The 20909-nt window shown below is 53.3% G+C and carries 16 protein-coding genes; 3 read left to right on the forward strand and 13 right to left on the reverse strand.

Annotated features, from left to right (window positions below; all coding sequences use genetic code 11):
- Positions 1-3: 3 nt before the first annotated feature.
- Positions 4-219, reverse strand: a complete 216-nt coding sequence (locus HMPREF1508_RS10250) for a hypothetical protein (RefSeq protein ID WP_156923209.1) — start codon at positions 217-219, stop codon at positions 4-6.
- 75 nt (positions 220-294) lie between these two features.
- Entirely contained in the window at positions 295-456 is a 162-nt protein-coding gene (gene rd / locus HMPREF1508_RS07880; RefSeq protein WP_006905483.1) for a rubredoxin, read from the reverse strand.
- 357 nt (positions 457-813) lie between these two features.
- Here rd and HMPREF1508_RS07885 point away from each other — a divergent pair, with 357 nt between their 5' ends.
- Positions 814-2190, forward strand: coding sequence for an MATE family efflux transporter (locus tag HMPREF1508_RS07885; RefSeq protein WP_044961028.1), 1377 nt, complete (start codon positions 814-816; stop codon positions 2188-2190).
- 115 nt (positions 2191-2305) lie between these two features.
- A complete protein-coding gene (locus HMPREF1508_RS07890) occupies positions 2306-3310 on the forward strand; it encodes an aldo/keto reductase (RefSeq protein ID WP_006905485.1) in 1005 nt (334 codons plus the stop codon).
- Positions 3311-3459: 149 nt separating this feature from the next.
- On the opposite strand, the gene HMPREF1508_RS07895 is transcribed toward HMPREF1508_RS07890, so the two are convergent.
- The 7 genes from HMPREF1508_RS07895 to HMPREF1508_RS07925 all read right to left on the reverse strand — a co-directional run bounded on the left by HMPREF1508_RS07895 (position 3460) and on the right by HMPREF1508_RS07925 (position 13735).
- Positions 3460-5181, reverse strand: a complete 1722-nt coding sequence (locus tag HMPREF1508_RS07895) for an ABC transporter ATP-binding protein (RefSeq protein ID WP_044961029.1) — start codon at positions 5179-5181, stop codon at positions 3460-3462.
- Positions 5178-6908 carry an ABC transporter ATP-binding protein gene (locus tag HMPREF1508_RS07900; protein WP_044961030.1) on the reverse strand — a complete coding sequence of 577 codons (1731 nt, stop codon included), beginning with the start codon at positions 6906-6908 and terminating at the stop codon, positions 5178-5180. Before HMPREF1508_RS07900 ends, HMPREF1508_RS07895 begins: the two co-directional genes overlap by 4 nt.
- A gap of 291 nt (positions 6909-7199) precedes the next feature.
- On the reverse strand, positions 7200-7886 hold the full coding sequence (locus HMPREF1508_RS07905; protein ID WP_084640308.1) for a precorrin-2 C(20)-methyltransferase: 687 nt from the start codon (positions 7884-7886) through the stop codon (positions 7200-7202).
- A gap of 151 nt (positions 7887-8037) precedes the next feature.
- Entirely contained in the window at positions 8038-8547 is a 510-nt protein-coding gene (locus HMPREF1508_RS07910; protein WP_044961031.1) for a nitroreductase family protein, read from the reverse strand.
- A 250-nt stretch (positions 8548-8797) separates the two neighbouring features.
- Positions 8798-10933, reverse strand: a complete 2136-nt coding sequence (locus tag HMPREF1508_RS07915) for a YhgE/Pip domain-containing protein (protein ID WP_044961032.1) — start codon at positions 10931-10933, stop codon at positions 8798-8800.
- Entirely contained in the window at positions 10926-11540 is a 615-nt protein-coding gene (locus HMPREF1508_RS09725) for a hypothetical protein (protein WP_049906942.1), read from the reverse strand. Before HMPREF1508_RS09725 ends, HMPREF1508_RS07915 begins: the two co-directional genes overlap by 8 nt.
- 56 nt (positions 11541-11596) lie before the next feature.
- Positions 11597-13735, reverse strand: a complete 2139-nt coding sequence (locus HMPREF1508_RS07925; RefSeq protein WP_044961034.1) for a YhgE/Pip domain-containing protein — start codon at positions 13733-13735, stop codon at positions 11597-11599.
- A 259-nt stretch (positions 13736-13994) separates the two neighbouring features.
- On the opposite strand from HMPREF1508_RS07925, the gene HMPREF1508_RS07930 reads away from it, so the two are divergent.
- On the forward strand, positions 13995-14906 hold the full coding sequence (locus tag HMPREF1508_RS07930) for a DMT family transporter (RefSeq protein WP_044961036.1): 912 nt from the start codon (positions 13995-13997) through the stop codon (positions 14904-14906).
- A 44-nt stretch (positions 14907-14950) separates the two neighbouring features.
- Here HMPREF1508_RS07930 and udp read toward each other — a convergent pair whose 3' ends face one another.
- The 4 genes from udp to HMPREF1508_RS07950 form a co-directional block, all read right to left on the reverse strand.
- Positions 14951-15730 (reverse strand): uridine phosphorylase, encoded by a 780-nt coding sequence (gene udp / locus HMPREF1508_RS07935; RefSeq protein WP_044961207.1) that lies wholly within the window; start codon positions 15728-15730, stop codon positions 14951-14953.
- Between the two features lie 14 nt (positions 15731-15744).
- The gene (hemZ, locus tag HMPREF1508_RS07940; RefSeq protein WP_049906943.1) at positions 15745-17646 is read right to left on the reverse strand and encodes a coproporphyrinogen dehydrogenase HemZ; all 1902 of its coding nucleotides are present in this window, start codon (positions 17644-17646) and stop codon (positions 15745-15747) included.
- 176 nt (positions 17647-17822) lie between these two features.
- Positions 17823-18455, reverse strand: coding sequence for an MBL fold metallo-hydrolase (locus HMPREF1508_RS07945; RefSeq protein WP_006905496.1), 633 nt, complete (start codon positions 18453-18455; stop codon positions 17823-17825).
- A 10-nt stretch (positions 18456-18465) separates the two neighbouring features.
- The gene (locus HMPREF1508_RS07950) at positions 18466-20838 is read right to left on the reverse strand and encodes a RelA/SpoT family protein (protein ID WP_044961038.1); all 2373 of its coding nucleotides are present in this window, start codon (positions 20836-20838) and stop codon (positions 18466-18468) included.
- Positions 20839-20909: the final 71 nt, after the last annotated feature.

A 20909-nucleotide genomic window follows, 5' to 3' on the forward strand; every position in this document is an offset into this window, starting at 1 on the left:
GTATCATCCCTGTACAAGAGACAGGCTCAACAAAGAAAAGAGCTCTTTTTCTCTCTTTTTGATATTTTGCAGGATTCCCTGCAAACGCTGTTTTCTGCTCTCAAAACGATCAACTCTTCCAGCTTCCGTCCAGGTGCAAAGGTACAATAAAAAATGGAATCCACTTCCGCAAATCTTTAAAACCACAGATAAAGGGCCGTGAAGAAATGACTCTCTCATTTCTTCACAGCCCCTGAGACCTTCAGATTCGATGGGATTTCTATCCCACTTCATCCGCATCCATCAAATGTCCGATTAATCAGCTACAACAAAAGCATCCTTTGACGCGCCGCAAACAGGGCAAACCCAGTCATCGGGGATATCTTCAAAGGCGGTTCCCGGAGCAATGCCGCCATCGGGATCACCGACCTCGGGATCATAGATATAACCACAGGGCTCACATAAATACTTATCCATATCGCATTCCTTTCTGTCCACACGCAAGGTGAACTTCCCATAAATCTACTGTAACTAGGAATTGTTACTGGAAAGCATTATATTTGATCTCCTTTTTAATTGCAAGCAATTTTTATTGCTCTCTTCCCTGCTGAGAGGCAGCTAACAGACACTTACTGACAAGCTGCAGTCTCACCCCCCATAATTCAGCTGCTGACATGCAGCAGTCCCGCACTTCCCATCATTCAGCTGCCGGTTCGCTTGAGAAATCCCCCTGTCCCAATTACAATTAAGATTACTCTCCACCGCAAGACCTCAGTGCGGGGCCTGGTTCTCTATAGCCGCAGAAGATTTGACAGAAGAAATAAAGTGAAGACTATGACCCATCAAAAGCCAACAAAATCTATCCAGAAAAACCTGACCCAGGGTCCCATCAACCGCCAGATTCTGACCTTCTTTCTCCCCCTTGTCATCGGTGCTTTCTTTCAGCAGCTCTATAACACCGTCGACGCGTCCGTGGTCGGACAATTCGCCGGGACAGAGGCTCTGGCCGCTGTCGGCGGTTCCTCCGGCATGATCACCCTCTTTCTGTTCACCTTCTTCATAAATCTGGCAACCGGAGCTACTGTTGTCATCTCCCAGCATTTTGGAGCCGCAGAGACAGATAAAGTAGACGATGCCCTGCACACCGCCTATGCTTTTTCCATATTAGCGGGTCTTTTTCTGGGTATCATTATGCTCTTTTTAACCGATCCCTTCCTGCGTCTTTTACAGACGCCGGAGAATCTGATGGAGGCCTCTTCTCTCTATGTCCGAACCCTCATGGTCGGACTGATCTTTACCCTGACCTACAATATGGGCGCCGGAATCCTGCGGGCCATCGGCGACTCCCGCCGCCCCCTCTATATTCTGATCGCCGCCACTGCCATCAATATTATCCTTGACCTCTTCTTTGTCGCCTTCCTGCACATGGGCGTTTTGGGCGTCGGCATCGCGACTGATATCTCACAGGGCATTTCCGCCCTTCTGGTCAGCTGGCTTCTGATCCGAAAAACACCAGGACTCAGGCTTTCTCTCAGGCGACTTCATCTGAATCCGCAAACTCTGGCCAGAATCCTCCGCATCGGTCTTCCCACGGCCATTGCCGGCAGCATGTTCACCATTTCCAACATGATTCTGCAGGCCTCTCTCAACCAGAAGGGAGTAAATGCCATGGCGGCCTGGACAGCTTATGCCCGTCTGGATGCCATCTGGTGGATGATCGACGCGTCCTTTTCTGCCTCCATCACTACTTTTATCGGACAGAATTTCGGAGCGGCAAAGCCGGATCGAATCAAAAAGGCGAGCAGAAATGTTCTCCTCATCGAACTGGCCTTTGCCCTGGTTCTCACCGGTCTTCTATTGATCTTTACTCCCTCTCTCATGCTCCTCTTTACCAGAGACGCAGAGGTGATTCACCTGGCGGAGGACATTTGCCGCTGCATCGCCCCCTTCTATGCCATCTATGCCTTCTCTGAAGTCCTCGGATCCATTCTGCGGGCGGAAAATAAGGTGCTGATCACCACCCTGATCAATCTGCTCGGTATCTGCGGCTTTCGCGCGATCTGGCTCCTTGTCATCGTCCCCGGAGGCAGCGTCAGACAGCTCTTTTCCTGTATGCCCATCTCCTGGGCCATTATCTCCGCCTCTATAACCATCTACTATCTGCTGCAGCAGCCCGGGATTCTGCATCGGCTGGAGGGCAGATCCAAATGACAGACAGAAGTCATGGGCTAGATCGAAATAAAATCAGAAGACCCGGCCGCATACCAGAGTCCTTCATCTGCTCTATAATAGAAGGGTCAAAGCAGAAAAAGACAGGAGGAAACATATGTCACACACCTATCAGGCAGCGGATAACCGCTATGAAAAGATGCTATACCGCAGGGTCGGCGCAAGCGGTCTTCTCTTTCCCGCCATCTCCCTTGGCTTCTGGCATAACTTCGGGGAGAACGACAACCCCGATAACATGCGGGCCATGATGCGAACTGCCTTTGATCTAGGAATCAGCCAATTTGATCTGGCCAACAACTATGGCCCCCAATACGGACGCGCCGAGAAAAATGCCGGCAAGTTCCTGGCAGAGGATTTCAAGCCCTATCGGGATGAGCTCGTCATCAGCTCCAAGGCCGGATATGATATGTGGCCCGGCCCTTACGGCAACTGGGGCAGCCGCAAGTATCTGATCGCCAGTGCCGACCAGTCCCTGAACCGTCTGGGGCTCGATTATGTGGACATTTTCTATCACCATCGTCCCGATCCCAACACCCCCCTGGCGGAGACCCTGGACGCCCTCAAGTCAATTGTGGACGCGGGCAAGGCAATTTACGCCGGTATTTCCAACTACAATGCGGAGCAGACAAGAGCAGCTGTCAGATACGCCAGGAAGATCCATCTGCCCCTGATTGTCAACCAGTCCCGCTACTCCATCTTCGACCGCAAGATTGAGCGCATGGATTTGCCCGGACAGGCCGACGAGGACGGCATTGGCATCATCGCCTTCTCTCCTCTGGCCCAGGGCCTGCTGTCCGACCGCTATTTAGACGGCATCCCTTCCGACAGCCGGATCGCCCACGATGGCCGCTATCTCAAGAGAGAGGATCTGACTGAGAATAAGCTGTCTGCTGCCCGTCGCCTGCAGGAGATCGCCAGGGACCGCGGGCAGTCTCTGGCTCAGATGGCTCTTGCCTGGGACCTGCGTCTTCCCCAGGTCTCCTCTGTCATCATCGGAGCCTCCAGTCCCGCGCAGATCAAAGAGAATGTAGATGCTCTCGCGCGCCTGGACTTCTCCCCCGCGGAGCTGACCGAAATCGACGAAATTGCCGCAGGAATCTAGAGATGTTATAAACCCACAGGAATCTGACAGGCCTCTTCGTCCTTTTTTATCCACATCCGAAAAACCTTTTGGGGATCTTTGCGCGCGCTGCCAGGCTGCCCGCAAAGATCCCCTTCTCCGCATTCTCCTTCGTATGTAAATTTCTCTGTTCAGTATGTAAATTTCTCTGTCAGACTGGATTTTTCAATCAGCCTCTGGTAGAGCGGCGACTTCTTCATAAGCTCGTCGTGCGTACCCGCCGCCTCCACCCTTCCGGCGTCCATCACCACGATCTGATCCGCCTTTTCGATGGATTTGAGCCGATGAGACACGATGATGACGGTCTTATCGGTAATCAGCCGGTTTAAAGCCTCCTGGATCTTCCGCTCGTTTTCCACATCCAGACTTGCGCTGATCTCATCCAGCAGCAGTATCGGCGCGTTTTTCAAGAGCGCGCGGGCAATCGAGATCCTCTGTCGCTCTCCGCCTGAGAGCTTACTGCCGTTTTCCCCGATGAGGGTGTCATATCCTTCGGGCAGCCTGAGGATAAAGTCCTCGCAGTTCGCGAGCCTGGCCGCCTGCCGCACCTCCTCATCCGTCGCGTCCAAACGGCCCATACGGATATTGTCCAGTACAGAGCTGTTGAAGAGGATCACATCCTGAAAGACGAAGGAGACCTTATCAAAGAGCGCGTCTGTGGATATCTCCTGAATGTCATGGCCGTCGATCCTGATACTTCCGCCGTCATAATCGTAGAGCCGTGAGATCAAGCGCAAAATCGTTGACTTGCCGCATCCGGACGGCCCCACAATCGCCGTAACCTGATCCTGCTTTGCCACAAAGCTCACGCCATTGATCACCTTTGTTTCATCGTTATAGGCAAAGCGCACGTCTTTTAGTTCAATGTCAAAATGCTCCAGCTCCAGGTTTTTCCCCTGCTGCGTCGGCGTGTTTCTGAGTTCTCCTATCCGCTTGATTCTGGCGTCCAGATAAAAGAACTCGGCGAAAAAGTCCTCCATGACTCCTACCGCGTCCGTCAGACGCATGGAAACCAGTAAAAAGCCGATCACATAAATCATCTGGACAGCGTTGATCCGCAGGAGCGCCGCGGAGACTGCCGCGACAAATCCGATGCTCAGCTTCATGACAGCTGTGGACAGGAGGATGGGCATGGACTGCATAAGCTCTGTCCGCACCCGCAGCCGCTCGGCGGCGTCTAAAGAAGCTGATACCTCCTGGTAATTTTTGTCCTCATAGCGACAGCTCTTGATTTCCCGCTGCAGCTCGATCGCCTCCTGGAATGCCTCTGTTGTCTCGCGCATTTTCCAGAAGTATTTCTCTGTCCATCGCTTCTGTGCCCTTTGTGACAAGAGCATGAGCACGAGTCCCACTACAAGCGGAATCAAAGCGGCCAGGCCCAGGAGCGGATTGGATACCAAAAGGAGCACTGCCATTACGGTCAGGAAAAAAACATAGGCGATGCAGCGCGGAATGGAGTGACTCATAGCGTGTTCCAGATCCGTCACATCCTGCATGATCGTCTGAGCCAGATCGCTCAGATCATGCCTTGAGAAATAGGACAGAGGCAGCTTTTTGATCTGATCCGCAATCTCTAACCGCAGGTTGGTGGCCTCCTGATAGGTTCCGTTAAAGGTCAGCACATATTCGCGGTCAATGAGGATGTACAGCACTGCCAGCGTGACCGCGATGATAGCCAGATAGTACCAGGCAGGCCTGATAACGCCCTTGAGCACATTGTCCCCATAGTACATGGCGATCAGCATCAGCGCCATATAGCCCACGTTTACAAAGAAGGAAGCCAGGGCAGCGCGGCGCACCATGCGGATACCACTGTCTGTCAAGCCAAAATTTCGTTTCAATATCGTCTTCATTCGCGCACCCTCCATTCATTCGCCTGCATAAAGTCTTCCTGCAGCTTTTGATAGACGGAGTTATGTGCCATCAACTCACTATGGCTTCCTCTCTCCACCAGCTTCCCATCGTCAATGACAAGGATCTCGTCCACACCTGTGATAGAGCTGAGTCTGTGCGCGATCATGATAACCGTCTTTTTCTTCATGAGATTTGCAAAGGCCAGCTGCAGCTCATACTCATTTTCCGGATCCGCCGCGGCGGAGGCTTCATCCAGAATGATGATCTTTGCATCCTTTAAAATCGCCCGGGCGATGGCAATGCGCTGCACCTCTCCGCCGGACAGATGGACCCCCTTTGCGCCGATCAGGGTATCCTCACCCTTTTCCAGCTTGTTTAAGATCTCATCGCACTGGGCCAGGTGGAGGGCCTCCATCACCTCCTGTCGGCTGCTGTCAGGCCGCCCCATCCGCACATTTTCATAAATGCTCTTCTTGAACAGCTTCACGTCCTGAAAGACGTTTGCGATGTTTTGCGCTAGGGCGCCCTCCGTGTATTCGCTGAGATCATGCCCGTCGATTAAGATATGGCCGTCATCCAGCTGATAGAAACCAGAAATGAGCTTTACCAGCGTTGATTTCCCGGAGCCTGAAGCGCCTACCAGCGCATAAGTCTTGCCCTCCTCCAGCTTGAGGGAAAAATGCTTTATCACCTTCTGATCCTCATAGCCAAAGGTCACATTCTGAAACTCTATCGAGCTTCCCTCCATCGTCTCGCGCTGACCGGTCGAAAGCTTTTTCTCATCCATCTCGGAAAAAAGCTTTTCAATTTTTTCAATACAGGCACTGGCCTGATAGGTATACATGCCCACATACATCACCTTATTCAGGGCCATATAGAGGATGCCATTGAACAAGGCATAAAATAAAAACTTGCAGAGCTGGACCCTCGGATCATCCCCGCTCCCATAGCCAAAGAACAGCGCGACAAGAAAGACCGCGTTATAGAAGACCTGAAAGAAGACATACCAGCTCCGGCAGCTCATACTGTACTTCAGAGCCAGGTCCGCGTACTCTGTCACAGATCGATAGAATTCCTTCAGCGACTGCAGACTGGTCTTAAAGATCTTCAGTACATGAATCCCCCGCACATACTCCACAGCGCCGGAATTCATCTTATCGGACGCCGCCATATACTGATTCATGAAGTTCTGGTCTCCCATCATCTTACGGATGAAGAGTATCCCCGACAGAAAGCTGGCGGTAAATAGCAATCCCATCCGCCAGTCCACATAAAAGGCCAGGGCAATTCCGAGCAGGGGAGCGAACACAGCGGTGGTCAAATCCGGGATCAGATGCGCCACACTGGAGTGTGTCAGCGCCGTGTTGTCATCCATAATCTTGCGGACACGCCCGGATTCATTCTTGTCATAAAAGCTGAAGGAAGCGTTCATCAGATGCCGAAGTCCCTGCTTCTTCAGATTTGTCTCCAGTCGAAAGGCCAGTATATGCGTAGACCAAAGGGCCAGAAAATAGACCAGGGCATTCGCAATTAAAAAAATCACGACATCCATGGCCAGGGGAACCGCTCCGGTCATATCGACATCAACAATTACTTTTCGCAGAAAGCGATAGAGATAATAATAGCTGGCAACAGAGAGTCCCGCGGCAAGCAGTGCCATCAGTATGCCGACATAGACAAAGCCCATCCTCTCCGGCGCATACGTCTTTAGTTTTTTGTAAATCATACGAATCCCTTTCTCTCCGGCAGACCGAAGGCAGACACAATCCTCCCCTCTGATCAACTGGAAATCAGCTCAGTCTTTATCGATACCACCAAAATGTTAGTATTGACTAACTTTGATCTATATTTTACTTGCAAAACAAAGTTTGCGCAAGTGTTCGATGCGAATAAACGACTGATTGCCGTAATCATACGTCTGTTCGGCGTATTGGCTCAAAAAAGAGATTCATATGGGAATCACATGTGATTTATATGGAAAATAATATGAAAAAATACTGGAGAATGGCGATTATCTTTATTCCTTGACAATCACCGTCAGCATGTAGTCCCCGGGCAGCTCGTGAATATCTTCGAAGACCTCCTCGCCGGAAAGTCCGCAGTCTTTTACCGCGTAGACCCTGGCGCCGGGCAGCTTGTCGACAGCCTCAGCCAGCTTCTCCGAACAGGGCCCGGCCTTCATCACAATCTTGCTGCCGGGCAGAGCCAGTCCCTCTGCAAGATGACTCTTTCCATTGAGCAGATGGACCTCCTCATCATCCAGGCAGAGGGGAATATTTAAGCGGGCCGCAGCCGCCACAAAAGAGGGAATCCCATTGACCAGACTCGTTTGATACCCCTCCTCCTCGGCATAAATCTTGAGGTAACAGAAGGTGGAATAGATACAGGGGTCTCCAATGGTCAAAAAAACCAGCTTCTCTCCCGCTTTCAGATAGGAGCGCAGGGACTCATAGTTGGCCTGAATCTGCCGATCCCGCAGATCCTTATCCCGGGTCATGGGAAAGTCAAGGCCCAGCAGGCATTTGTCGGCCAGGGCAGGTACCGCTCCCAGTGCGATCTTGTAGGCCCGCGCCTCCTTAGCCTCCCTCTGGGGGAGAATAACGCGATCCGCCTCCTGAATCATGCGGACTGCCTTTAGGGTCATCAGTTCCGGATCGCCGGGACCCACGCCCACCCCGATCAGCTTTCCTCTTATATCAGTCATGTTCTTCCTTTAATGCTCAAAAAATGAAACACATTCTCTGCTCTCTCTGATCCCCGCATAGAGTTCTGATCCCTGTGCAAGGCTCGGATCCCTGCACTGAGCTCGGATCCCTTCGCTAAAAGATCAGGTCGCAGACAAGATACGGCTCGCTTTACAGATAGGATACGGTCTCGCTTAAGTCCTTGCGGCTGCTATGGTTAGGCAGGGGCCCCGCCCCGTCCGCGGCATAGCCCAGATCCATCAGCATCAGGACCTCCTCCTCCGGAAGATCATAGAGCTCTTTTGCCCGATCGGGATCAAAGAAGTTAATCCAGCAGGAGTCCAGTCCCTGCTCTGTCGCCTCCAGGATCATATGCGTCGCGATAATGCTGGCATCCTCGACCCCCGAATCGCGCTTCTCTCCCGGATAGGTGAAGACATTTTTCTTATCGTAGGTGACCATCAGGGCTGTTTTCGCCCCATAACGGCAGGGTGTCAGCTGATCAAATTTTTCCAGAGCCTCGTCAGACTGGAGCACATATACATGCTGCTCCTGCAGATTCTTGGCCGTCGGCGCAAGCCGCCCGGCCTCAAGAACAGCCTGCAGCTTATCCGCCTCGACGGGCCTGTCGCTATATTGCTTACAGGAATAACGCTTCTCTGCCAGTTCTAAGAAATTCATAGTATCCTCCTGATCATTTGTAAAAACACTCACGCGGTTTCATTCACAGGTCCTCTCCTGTCAGAGCGTACAAAAGGCGAACCTCCTGTGTCTATCTTACGTTTTCCTTGCCGCAAAGTCATTTAAATCCGATTTCTAACAATTTACAAGCCCAACTTTCCGGCAGTTCTCAAATCCTGCTGCCCGACACTTCCTGCGATTTGCCCCCGCAATCCGCCTCTGGCAAGCTCGCTCTTTTGACTTTTTACCCCTATGCCCACAGGTCGGATCCCGCCTTGGACGCCTCGATCTTATGGGTCAGACCTCCAATGATCCTGCTGATCCCAAGACCTATTACAAGAGCCGGAGGCACAAAACCAAGCAGGTGCAGCAGGTCGATGACATAGGCATTGGAATAGAAGCCTCCGACGCACTCCCGCAGGGCATTGATTCCATAGCGGAAGGGCATGAAGGGGTAGAGAATCTTATAGATCCGCGGCAGAACCTCAATGGGAAAGGTTCCTCCGCTCCCTGCCACCTGGACGACCATGATCACAACGCCGACGGCCTCTCCGACTGCCCCGAAAGCATAAGTCAGAGCATAGAGAAGAAGGGTAAATACCAGACTGGCTACTGCCGCCGCCAGCCAGAAGAGAAGGCGGGACTGAACCTGAATCCTCACGTAAAAGAGGGTTCCAAGGACAATGATCAGGGTCTGTACCTGCCCCAGGAGAAAGAAAATCAGATAGCGACCCCAGAACTCATGCCTTGGCTTAACACCTGGGATCTCCCCCGGATGCTTCTGGCGGGGGCGAAGAATCGCCACCTGAATCAGGGCCCCGACCCATATGGCCAGAATGACATAGAAGGCCGCCATAGCCGAACCATTATTTGCAATGGGATAGGCGGATTCACTTTTCAGTCCCACCGGGGAAGAAATGAAATCCGCAACCAGATCCGGATCAGACTCAATCAGCTTGATCAGCATGCTGTACTGATCAGAAGAACGCAGCTCAGAGACCTGGTTAATCAGGTCGCGAAGCTTTCCCTGCATCTGGGACAGATGATCTCTCGCTGTAATCAGATCTCCTTTGGCCGCCCCGGATAAATCCGAATAAGACGCGAGGATCTTATTCACAGCGTCAATATTCGCGCCGGCATCGCTTAAGAGTCTGCCCGCCTCCGCCATGGAATTTCTGATCGAATCCATGGAGGCTGAGATCTTTGGCTTGACCTGACTCTGGTAATCCTCAAGGATCTCCCGACTGGATGAAAGCAGCTGCCCGCAGTCATCCGCCGCCTGTTTAGACAAAGTCAGGGTGGACTGGCCGTTTCTTGCCGCCGCCTTCATGCCCTCCAGCCGATCCCTCAGGGTCTGATATCGCTGGTTGAAGGTGTCCAGTCTGGCCTGAAGTCGGGCAGGCAGATGAACCGCTGAGAGAGCCCCGTTGATCTGGCTGTGCAGGCCGTCTAAAAGCGTCTCCAGCTGATTGATTTTGGGCTCCGCCAGCTCCTGGCCGTCCGCGAGTTGATTCTGCAGGATCCCAAGGTAATCAGAGACTCCGGCAAGCTGCGACTCGATATAGTCAGCCGTCTTTTGTCCTGCCTGAGAACTGCCGGGCGGCTGAGATTGCTGACTCTCAGCCCGCTCCTTTGCCACGCTCAATTTGCTCCTAGAGTCCCCGCTGATCCGCTGCAGCTCTTTAGAGAGCGCCTCACTTGCCCTCTTTACCTGATCTGCTGAATCCGCCAGAGAAATATACGCGTTGATGACGCCGATACTTGTCGTCATATCCGAATCCATCTGCTTGAGATGTTCTAATGCCGCATCCGTCAGAGGAGTCTTCCCGTCCGTATTGGAGATATACTTTCCGGCGGAGAGCAGACCCTGAGCCAGAGAGCTGACAAAAGCCTTGTTGACCTCCTCCTGCACCGTCGTCTTGACCTTTCCGGTAATTTTAGGGGCGATGGCATTTTTCTTCTCATTCTCGTAGTAGTATATCTGAGGGTGATTGAGCTGACCCCCGATGAAAGAGAGCATATTCGTCGAGAAGTCCCTGTCAATGACTAAAGCCGCGTAGTACTGACCGCTGGTCACTCCCTCCCTGGCCGTCTCGGCCTTGTCTACAAAGACCCAGCCGATGGACTGGTTGCTCTTTAGCTTGTCGATCACAATATCGCCAATGTTGAGCCTTGCCCCGTCCAGATCTGCCCCCTGATCCTCCGTCGCCACGGCAACCTTTAAGTTTCTGGTCGAGGCAGACCCGTAAGGATCCCAGTTTGACAGGATATTAAACCAGGCATAGAGGGAGGGAATCACAGCCAGGCCCATGATTACCACCAGGGCAACCACGTTGGTCCAGATCCGCTTTGCGTCCCTGCGAAAAACCTTAAACACATTACGCATGGGATTCCTCCTTTGTCGGAGCCTTCTCTTTCGTCTGCCCGTTCTTCTGTCCCTTCGCCCCGCCGTCTTTTTCTTCCGCCGCTCCGGATTTTTCCCGCAAGGAATTCTTCTGATCTTCCCTGGAAGAGATCACTTCATCCACCGTAACCAAAACCTCTTTCTCCTGCTCCCTCTCGGCGGTCTTTTTCCCCTTTCGCCCGATCGCTTTATTTTTAACTTCAACGAGCTGCTCCATCTTTCTGTTTTTGGCCTCCGCAATATATCCAACCTTCTCCTGCAGAGACTCCAAATGGGGCTCCAGGTATTTCCCCTCGATCAGGGACTCAGGCTCCCCGTCCTCTCTGTCCTCCAGATCAATCAGCTTCTGCTGGAGCTCAAAATCCGTGTATTCCACGAAAATCAGATAGGCGGCGATCCCGAAAAGGCTGACAATCCAGAGCATCAAAAAGATAAATCGGGAACCTCCAATCGTAAAGCTCAGGATCAAAAAGGCCAGCGGCAGGATCAGATTGATCCGGATGCCCAGTCGGATCCTGCTGACATTCGCCTCGTGCTTGTCCCTGAGCTCGCTGATATATTCATAATAGAATTTCTCGTAGTCCTTCATGATCCATTCTCCGCTTCAAACGATATGTCCCTGCACCACTTCAAATCATATGTCCCTTACATCAACTCCGTATCGTCCATCCGCGCCTCCATAAAGTGAAGGAGCCTGGCGGTGGGCTTATGCATCCAGATTCCAATGGCCAGAGCCACCAGAATAAAGACAGAGAGTTTTCCTAAATAGATAAGAAGGTCCGCCCTGTAGAGCCCGGCCACACACTCCCGCAGGGCGTCGATCGCGTAGGGGAAGGGAAAGAAAATATAGGCATTCTGAAAGAAGGTCGGCAGAAGCTCGATGGGATAGGTCCCGGAGGAACCGGCAATCTGAAGGACGACGATAACCACTGCCGCCGCCTTGCCCACATCTCCGAAGGCATACACCAGGGAGTAGATGAGCAGGGAGAAGGTCAATCCGGTGACGGCACAGACCGCCCAGAAAAGGAAGGGGTGAAGACACTGTATTTTGAGCACAAAGAGATCTCCCAGGACCAGCAGAACAACAAAGAACTGCTCCAGGAGCCCGAAGATCAAATAGCGGCCCAGATAGAGCTGATGCGCCCTGGCATCCGGATAGTACAGAGGATTCGGATGCGTCTTCATGACCGCCGCGAGCAAAAGACCCATAACCCAGATCGCCAGGACAGAATAGAAGGGGGCCACGGCCGATCCGTAATTCTCTACCGGATAGATCGCCGTCGATTTGATCTCGACCGGGTCCGCGAAGAAGCGTCCATAGGCCTGCGGATCGCCGGAAAGGGTATTGATCAGCGCCTTTACCGCGTCATTCTCTCCCGCTCCCTTGACGGCGTCCAGGACAGCGGAGATTCGATTGTCCAGAAGGGTTAGAGCCTGCCTAGTCTGAATCAAGCTGACATTTCCAGCGTTGACGGTGCCCGAGAGAGCCCCGAAGACGTCTCCCATTCCTCCCAGGAGACTGGACATCTGATTCATGCTGACCCTGGCATCCCCTATCGTCCTGGCCGTCTTATCAAGGGCAGACTCGATCTCAGCCGGCAGACTTCCTGTCAGCTCTTCTGACAGATTTTTACTCTCCTGCCTGAACTGGTCCAGCTGCCGATAAAACTCCGCCTTATCCTCCCTCTCCTTTTGGCTTAACTGGGCATCTGTCTTTCCGACCCATGAGGCCTGATTCTTGGACTCCAATTCCTGCAGATTCGCCTTGATTTTATCCAGCCGGTCGACGAATCGGTGCAGCTTCGGAGTCAGGTCCGCCGGAAAGGCAGCCGACAGGGCGTGAAGCTGCCCATCCAGCTTATCTAATTTGTCCCTGTAAGTCTGAAGGGCCTTCTGGATACTGTCCATATCACTGCCGCCGCTTAAGTCCTCAAGCCCCTTCTGCAAATCACTTGCATTGGACACTGCCATTGCCTGCAGGTCGCGCATGCGCCTGCTGTATTCCTCCAGAGTCAGCTGAGCCTGCCCCGCCGCCTCCTGGGCCTGACCCAGGCCTGACTGCGCCTGGCCCACTGCCCCGTTGACGTTCTCTGATGCCTTTTCCGCCTGCTCAAGGGCTCTGTTGGCGGCCTCATTTCCGGCGATCGCCATATCCAGCTGGGTCTGATAGCTGGCGATATTGCTCCGAATCTGCTCAAAGCGGGAAATCAGTCCATCGATTCCTCCCTGCTTCTCAAGATCCTCCGTGAAGTGATTGGTGTCTGTAAAGACCTTCTGGACCATCATCTCAACAAACTTCTCGTTGACCTGGGACTGGATACTTGTCACTACCGTATCCGTGATCTTATTGGCCACAGCATTTTTCTTCTGATTCTGATAGAAGACCAGCTGTGGCTTGTCCACCCCCTCCGTGAAAATATGGGTCATCTTCTCGCTGAAGTCCTCCCCCACAATCAGAGCCCCGTAGTAGTCGCCTGACTCCACGCCTGCCCTGGCTTCTTTCTCCGAGCCCAGAAAAACCCAGTCGATCTTGTCGTTATGGCGGAGCTTGTCGACAATCTCCGCGCCCATATTCTGCTCTTGTCCCGCGCTGTCTTGATCCCCCCGGTCCAATGAGACCACTGCAATCTTAATGCCTCTGGTATTGCCATAGGGATCCCAGTTGGAGTAAATGTTGGCCCAGGCATAGAGACCGCCGAGGACGCAAACCCCAAGAGCGATGATAAGAGTGAATACGCTTCTTCTCAGTTCCCTCAGGTCATGTCGGAATATTTTAAAAATCATAGCTCATCCTGCGATGTTTGAAATCATATTAAAATACTGATTTTTTCATTTTAACACCCTGGAACCTTCAGGCGGTAAAAATCTGCCGAATCTGGGCTCATATCATACAGGGGACAGGGATTGTATACGAGATAAGGCAGCGACTGAACCCGGGGAAGGACAGCAATTGCGCATAGGGCAGGGCGGCAATTACATGTGAGGCAGATTTATGAGTCGAGCTCTGCTGTTTTATAGCTTTTCCTACGATATAATGAAATACATGACAAATCCAAAGATCAACCAAAAACTCCTCGGCGCTTTTTCTGCCGTCGCCTCCGGTATCTGCTGGGGTCTCTCCGGTTCTATGGGGCAGTATCTCTTCACGTATCAGAAAATGCAGACTCCCTGGCTGGTCCCCATCCGCCTCTTTCTGGCGGGACTGATCATGCTGACCTACTGCCTGGTCAAGTACGGGCCAAGGAAAAGCTGGCAGCCCTTTACCAACCGCAGGGACGCCCTTTTAACCCTGGTCTACGGGATCCCGGGCGTTGCCCTCTGCCAGTTCCTCTACTTCCTCTGCATTCAGCTCTCATCTGCCAGCATGGGAACGATCCTGCAGGATCTCTCCCCCGGCCTGACCCTGCTTCTGGTCTGCCTTTTGTCCCGGCGCAGACCTCATCGCTTAGAGCTGATCGCGATCTGTTTTGCCTTCCTGGGCGTTCTCTCCATTGTCAGTCACGGAAGACCCGGAGAACTCAGAGTCTCTCCCCTTGCTCTTGCCGCCGGTATCGGCTCTGCCATCGGAATCGCCGTTTACAACCTGGTCGGAAAATCCATCCTCAAGAAGTACCCGGTCGCCATCATGCAGGCCTGGGCCTTCTTCTGGGGCGGTATTGTCATGGCCCTGATCTTTCAGCCCTGGCATACCCCTTACCGGCCAAATCCGATTGGATATTTGGGGATTGCCTTCGTCGTTTTGGTCGGCAATGTCGCCGCCTTTTCCCTCTACATGACCGGCCTGAACCGGATCGGCCCCGTACCCGCCGCTCTCTATGCCTTCTCAGAACCCGTCACGGCGGCTGTCGTCACAGGGATTTTCTTTCAAACGCCCTTCAGCCTCTGGGATGGCCTTGGCTTCTTACTCATCCTGATTATGATGATCTGCATCTCTTATCGTCCCAAACAGGCATAAGTGAGAAGGAAGTCCGGCAAGCAGCAGTGCTTGCCGGACTTCCTTTACAGACGCTTCCTGTCCTCTGCAATTACCGTTTGCAGTGCCTCTGTGGCACAGCGCGCAGCCAGGTCGGTGTCATAAACGACGGGATTGGAAAGCCCTGCCTTCTCCCGCTCCTGGTTGGCCATAACAAGAAGAACCGAGGCCACCCGGACCCCAAGGGCCTGGGCTACTGTGTAGAGAGCGGCCGATTCCATCTCGCTTGCCAGACATCCAAGCCGCTTCCAGGCCTCCCATTTATCCAGCAGCTCATAGGAGACCGGGCTCTTCTGGGGGGAGTGCTGTCCATAGAAGGAATCCTTGCACTCGACCACGCCCGTGTGGTATCTGACTCCCATTTTCTCAGCGGCGGACCGCAGCGCGCAGAGCAGGGTGAAGTCGGCCACCGCCGGATACTCGATAGGGGCGTATTCTCTGCTGCATCCTTCCATTCGGACAGCTCCTGTCGCCACAATCAAATCTCCCCCCAGGATCTCCTCCTGCATTCCGCCGCAGGTTCCGACCCGGATGAAGGTATGGGCTCCCGCCATGACCAGCTCCTCCATGGCAATCGCGGCAGACGGGCCGCCGATTCCTGTGGACGTCACGGAGACCTTAACTCCCTTGAGCTTACCCGTATATGTGGTAAATTCCCGGTTCTGTCCGACCCTGACGCCATCCTCCAGATAGCCCGCAATCTGTTCACATCGACCGGGATCTCCCGGCAGAATAACATAGGGTCCGATCTCCTCTGCTCCAACCCCTATGTGATACTGCTTGTTTGGATCCTTCGCGTAGCGCATATCCTGCTCCTCTCTCAATCCTCCTCAAAGAAAAGTCTTCTCTTCCGCTCGATCATCTGATCTACCCGGGCGATGTACTCCTCCACATTCTTGACATTCTCACAGCGGTCGGTTTTCCCATTTGCCAGGATTTTCTTGGAATCAGCCGCGCAGCCCAGGGCCACGATATCCTGCTGTTCCTCCATAATAGCGATATTATAAATGCCCTCATAACCCTCTTTGGCATAACCCACATTCTCCTGATTGCCGGCGATGTTCTTCTGTCGGTAGAGATAGTAGGGAGATAATCCCATTTTTTTTGCATAGGAGGCTGCCAATGCCATCAGTTCATCGGAGGATTCCATAACATACTTTGCGTACTCCTCCCAGCGCAGGTTCAGACGGGCCGTCCTCTTTAGGGCGAGGGAGTGGATCGTCAGATTCTCAGGCCCCATGGCCGCAATCTCCTGTAAGGTCCGCTCGACGTCTGCCCTGCTCTCCCCCGGCAAACCAATGATGAGGTCCATATTAATATCATCAAAGCCCTTAGACCGGGCCAGGCTGTAGGCCATTCGAATCTGCTCCGATGTGTGATGGCGGCCGATCAGCCTTAATGTCCCATCCTTCATGGTCTGGGGGTTAATGCTAATCCGGGTCACCCCATGCCCTCTTATCGCGTCCAGCCTGGCCTCCGTGATGGAGTCCGGCCGTCCGGCCTCAATGGTCCACTCCTTGAGCTGACTGGTATCCAGCCTCGACTCAATACAGGTCAGCAGGCGATCCAAAAGCTCTGCCGGAAGAGAGGTTGGCGTTCCTCCCCCGATGTAAATACTGTCAAGTACTCTCTTCTTTTCCTCCTGAAAGTCTTCTCGCACATAGTCGATCTCCCTCTCAAGAGCCGACACATAGTCCGGCATCAGAGCGGCATATTTTCCCTCCGGATAAGAGGTAAAGGAGCAGTAGAGACAGGTAGAGGGACAAAAGGGAATATTCAGATAGAGACTGTAGCCCTTCCTCCCGTCTTCTGCTCCTCCCATCCCTCCTGTGTGGATCCTTCTTAAAACCTTGCGCTCCCTGCGGACGATCTCCATACAGGTCGCAAGCTTCGCGTCAGAGACCATGTAGGTCTCCTTCATCCAGAGAGCCGCCTCTTCCTCTGAGGCGCCGGAGGCCAGTTTGCCCAGGAGAATCTTGGTCGGCCGAATCCCCGAGAGCGTTCCCCAGGGCAGATTTTTCCCCAGATCCTCAGACAGGGCCAGATAGATCAATCGCTTCAGGACGTTTTTCTGCTCGCGGCGAAGGAGAATGTCTCTCTCCCCGGCACAGGGCATAGCCTCTGGTCTTTCCTTTACAACAGAAGACAGCGTCTCCTCACAGACCTGGCCGGAATTCGCTGACCAAAGAACGGACAGGGCAGGGTCCGCGGGAAGTCCCCTTTCATCGGCCAGGGCCAATTCCCTCATCATTTTCTCCGCCTCTTTGCCGTCAGCTTCCCAGCGAATGCGGATCCTGTCCTCGCGGATATCGACGAAAAGCACAGAGGCAGGCTGTCTCTCCAGAGTCTTCTGCAGCTTCTCTTGAGCCCTTGACAGCTTCTCCTGCAGGGCCTCAGGGCTTCTCTCATGATGATTGGCATGCCCCTTCTCCTCTGTCCATGCTCCCCTTGCTCCTCTTGAGACAGGATCGGCGGCTGTTCTCTTCTGCTGAGAGCCCTGTCTCTCTGCGACTTTTTCCTCCCAATAAGCCAGCTTCTCCTCGGCATCCGCCCTCTGCAGACGATAGCCTTTCAGGGCCTCCGCCGCTGTCTTTCCTCCCTCTAAGCTGTGCGCCAGATCTCTCGGATAGAGAAAACCCAGCTTGGCCCCCGGGAGAAAGGACCGAACCAGGTTATAAATATCGTATTCAAAACCGCTGGTATTCAACCGGACATAGATCATAAGATAAGCCTATCCTCTATCATGCTTTCCCTCTTCTGTCTCTGCGTCCCTTCCATACACATGTCCAACCGCATAGGGCTGAGACCCTTATACAATCTTTGGCAGCTGTCGATTTACAGTCACTCTGATTCCATACACGCAAAGATCTCCAAACAATTCTGTACTGTCTTATATTTTTACAGCAGATATGGATTATTCACTCTCTCCTCCCCGATCGTCGTCTCTCCCTCGTGTCCGGGCAAAACGCGAGTGCCCTCAGGCAGGGTCATCAGCTTTTCTTTTACGCTCCTGACCAAAAGAGCCACAGACCCTCCCGGAAAATCTGTTCTCCCCAGAGAACCCGCAAAGAGACTGTCCCCGGAAAAGAGAACATTTTCATAGGGAAAATAGAAACAGCAGCCGCCCTCTGTGTGCCCGGGCGTAGCCAGGAGACGAAAATGCAGACCGGCCAGGTCTTTCTCCTCCCCGTCTCTCATAAAGAGGTCGGCGTGAAAGACCTGACTATGAGACAGGATCCAGGAAGAAAGATTGTAATTGGGATCGGCCAGAGTCCTCTTCTCTCCCTCATAGGCGATCACCGGCACCCGGTCCTTAAGCTCCCTCAGCAGATCCTCGATTCCCCCGGCATGATCGGCGTGCCCGTGGGTTAAAAGAACCGCAGCAAGCCGCAGTCCTTCCTTTCTCAGATGCTCCGCAAGCTGCCTTCCGGCCGCACCGGGATCGATAATCAGGGCCTCTTTTTCTCCTTCTTTATGAATGATATAACAATTGGTCTCTACAGGGCCGACGACAAATTGTTGAATCAGCATATCTCTTCCCTCAGCCTCCCGTCGTCCGCTCGATGTCCACAACAGACTCAATCTGCCGCAGCTTCTCCGTCAGATTGCGAAGCTCCTCCTTGCCGTGAACCTTGAACTGGATTGTGATGGTCGCCACCCCCTGCCTGGAGGTATTGGAGTGCAGCTGCTCGATATCAATATCCGCCCCGGAAAAGACCCTGGACAGATCCACCAGAATTCCCACCCGGTTGTTGGCGTAGATCTTAATGACCGTGTCATAGAGCTTGCCGCTGGGATTAGACCAGCCGTCCTCCCATTCCGCTTCAATCAGGCGGTTTTTCTCCATGTCCGGCAGGTTGATCATATTGACGCAGTCGGTCCGGTGGATGGAAATGCCTCTTCCCCGGGTAATATAGCCGACGATCTCATCGCCCGGCACCGGACTGCAGCACTTGGAGAAGCGGACGGAAACATCATGCAGTCCCTTGACCACGATCCCGCTCTTATGATGCCTGGTCTGCGTATTCTCCGGGTGCTCGTGAACCGAGCCGGAAGCCCCCTCCGGCAGGTCTCCATCCGCAGGGGTCTGCGGCTTGACCGAGGCTAAGATATCCTCATCGGTCAGAATTCTGGGATGATCCTTGCGGTAGTTCTCAAGAAGACGGTTGATCACCTGTCCCTCCTTGAGCCCTCCGTGTCCCACCGTGGCCAGAGCATTGTTCCAATCGTGGAAGCCGAAGCGGCGAAGTACTTTCTGCTGGTATTCCGGCCGGTTAATGGCATTGAAATCAATGTCATGGCTCTTCGCGTAAGCCATGAGAAGCTCCTTGCCCCGCTGGATATCCTCATCCTTGGACTGGGCTCGAAACCACTGATTGATTTTATTCCTGGCCTGGGAGGATTTGACCAGCTTGACCCAGTCGCGGCTGGGCCCCCTGGAATTCTGAGAGGTGATGATCTCAATTCGGTCGCCGTTTTGGATGCCGTAATCGATCGGCACCAGCTTACCGTTGACCTTGGCTCCCACCATCCGATTCCCGACAGCCGAGTGAATTGAGTAGGCGAAGTCGACCGGGGTCGATCCCGCAGGCAGGTTCTTGACATCACCGGTCGGCGTGAAGCAGTAGACCGTGTCGGAGAAGAGGTTTAAGTCGCTCTTGATCAGAGAGACAAATTCCTTATTGTCCGTCATATCCTGCTGCCACTCCAGGATCTGCCTGAGCCAGGACAGCTTCTGTTCCTCCTGATTGGTCGTGGCCCCCTCTCCGGACTCCTTGTATTTCCAGTGAGCGGCAATACCGTACTCAGAGATCCTGTGCATCTCCCAGGTGCGGATCTGAATCTCAAAAGGCTGCCCCTTGGGCCCGATGACCGTCGTATGCAGGGACTGGTACATATTGGGCTTGGGCATGGCAATATAGTCCTTAAAGCGGCCGGGGATTGGTGTGTAGTGCTCGTGAATAATCCCCAAAGAGGCATAGCAGTCCTTTAAGTCATCGACAATAATGCGGACCGCGAAAAGATCATAGATCTGATCCAGCGTCTTATGCTGATTGACCATCTTCTTGTAGATGGAGAATAAATGCTTGGCTCTCCCGTAGATCTTGGCCTTAATCCCCGCCGCGTCAATCTGCCTTGTCACCAGGTCCGCCAGGGACTGAATGTACTCGCTTCTCTCGCTCTCACGCTGGTTCAGCTGCTCCAGAAGATCATAGTAGGCATCCGGTTCCAGGAACTTGAGCGCCAGGTCGTCCAGCTCGACCTTCACCTTGCTGATACCCAGCCGCTGCGCCAGAGGAGCGTATATCTCCATGGTCTCGCGGGCCTTCTCCTTTTGCTTGGCGGGCGTCATGAACTTTAGAGTGCGCATATTGTGCAGGCGATCCGCCAGCTTAATCAGAAGGACACGGATATCCTTGGACATGGCCAGGAACATCTTCCGCAGATTCTCCGCCTGAATCTCCACCTTATCGGCATCATAGGACAGCTGTCCCAGCTTGGTGACCCCATCCACCAAAAGGGCGATCTCATCGCTGAACTCCCTGCGGACGTCATCCAGACTCATGACCGTATCTTCTACGACATCGTGTAGAAGACCTCCGACGATGGTCTCCTTGTCCAGCTCCAGATCCGCTAAGATCAGTGCTACAGACAAAGGATGAATAATATAGGGTTCACCGGACTTGCGCTTCTGATCCTTGTGGGCCTGACGGGCAATCCCATAGGCCTTCTCAATCATGGAGATATCTGTATTGGGATGATATCGGTTAATCCGGGCCACAAGCTCTCTGTAGATCACCTCCGGATCCACGAAGTCATCCGTGGCGATGACGCGGGCCGCCTGCGTACGCAGGATCTTCTTCTCGATTTGTTCCAGCTGCTCTCTGGATTCCAAATGCGTCATGTCCGCCATAGACCGACTCCTCTCACAAGAGTAAACCGCGCCGGACTCCTCCGACGCAGATCCCTATAGATGTCCATTAT

The organism is Shuttleworthella sp. MSX8B (assembly GCF_000524295.1).
GTDB classification, from domain to species: domain Bacteria; phylum Bacillota; class Clostridia; order Lachnospirales; family Lachnospiraceae; genus Shuttleworthia; species Shuttleworthia satelles.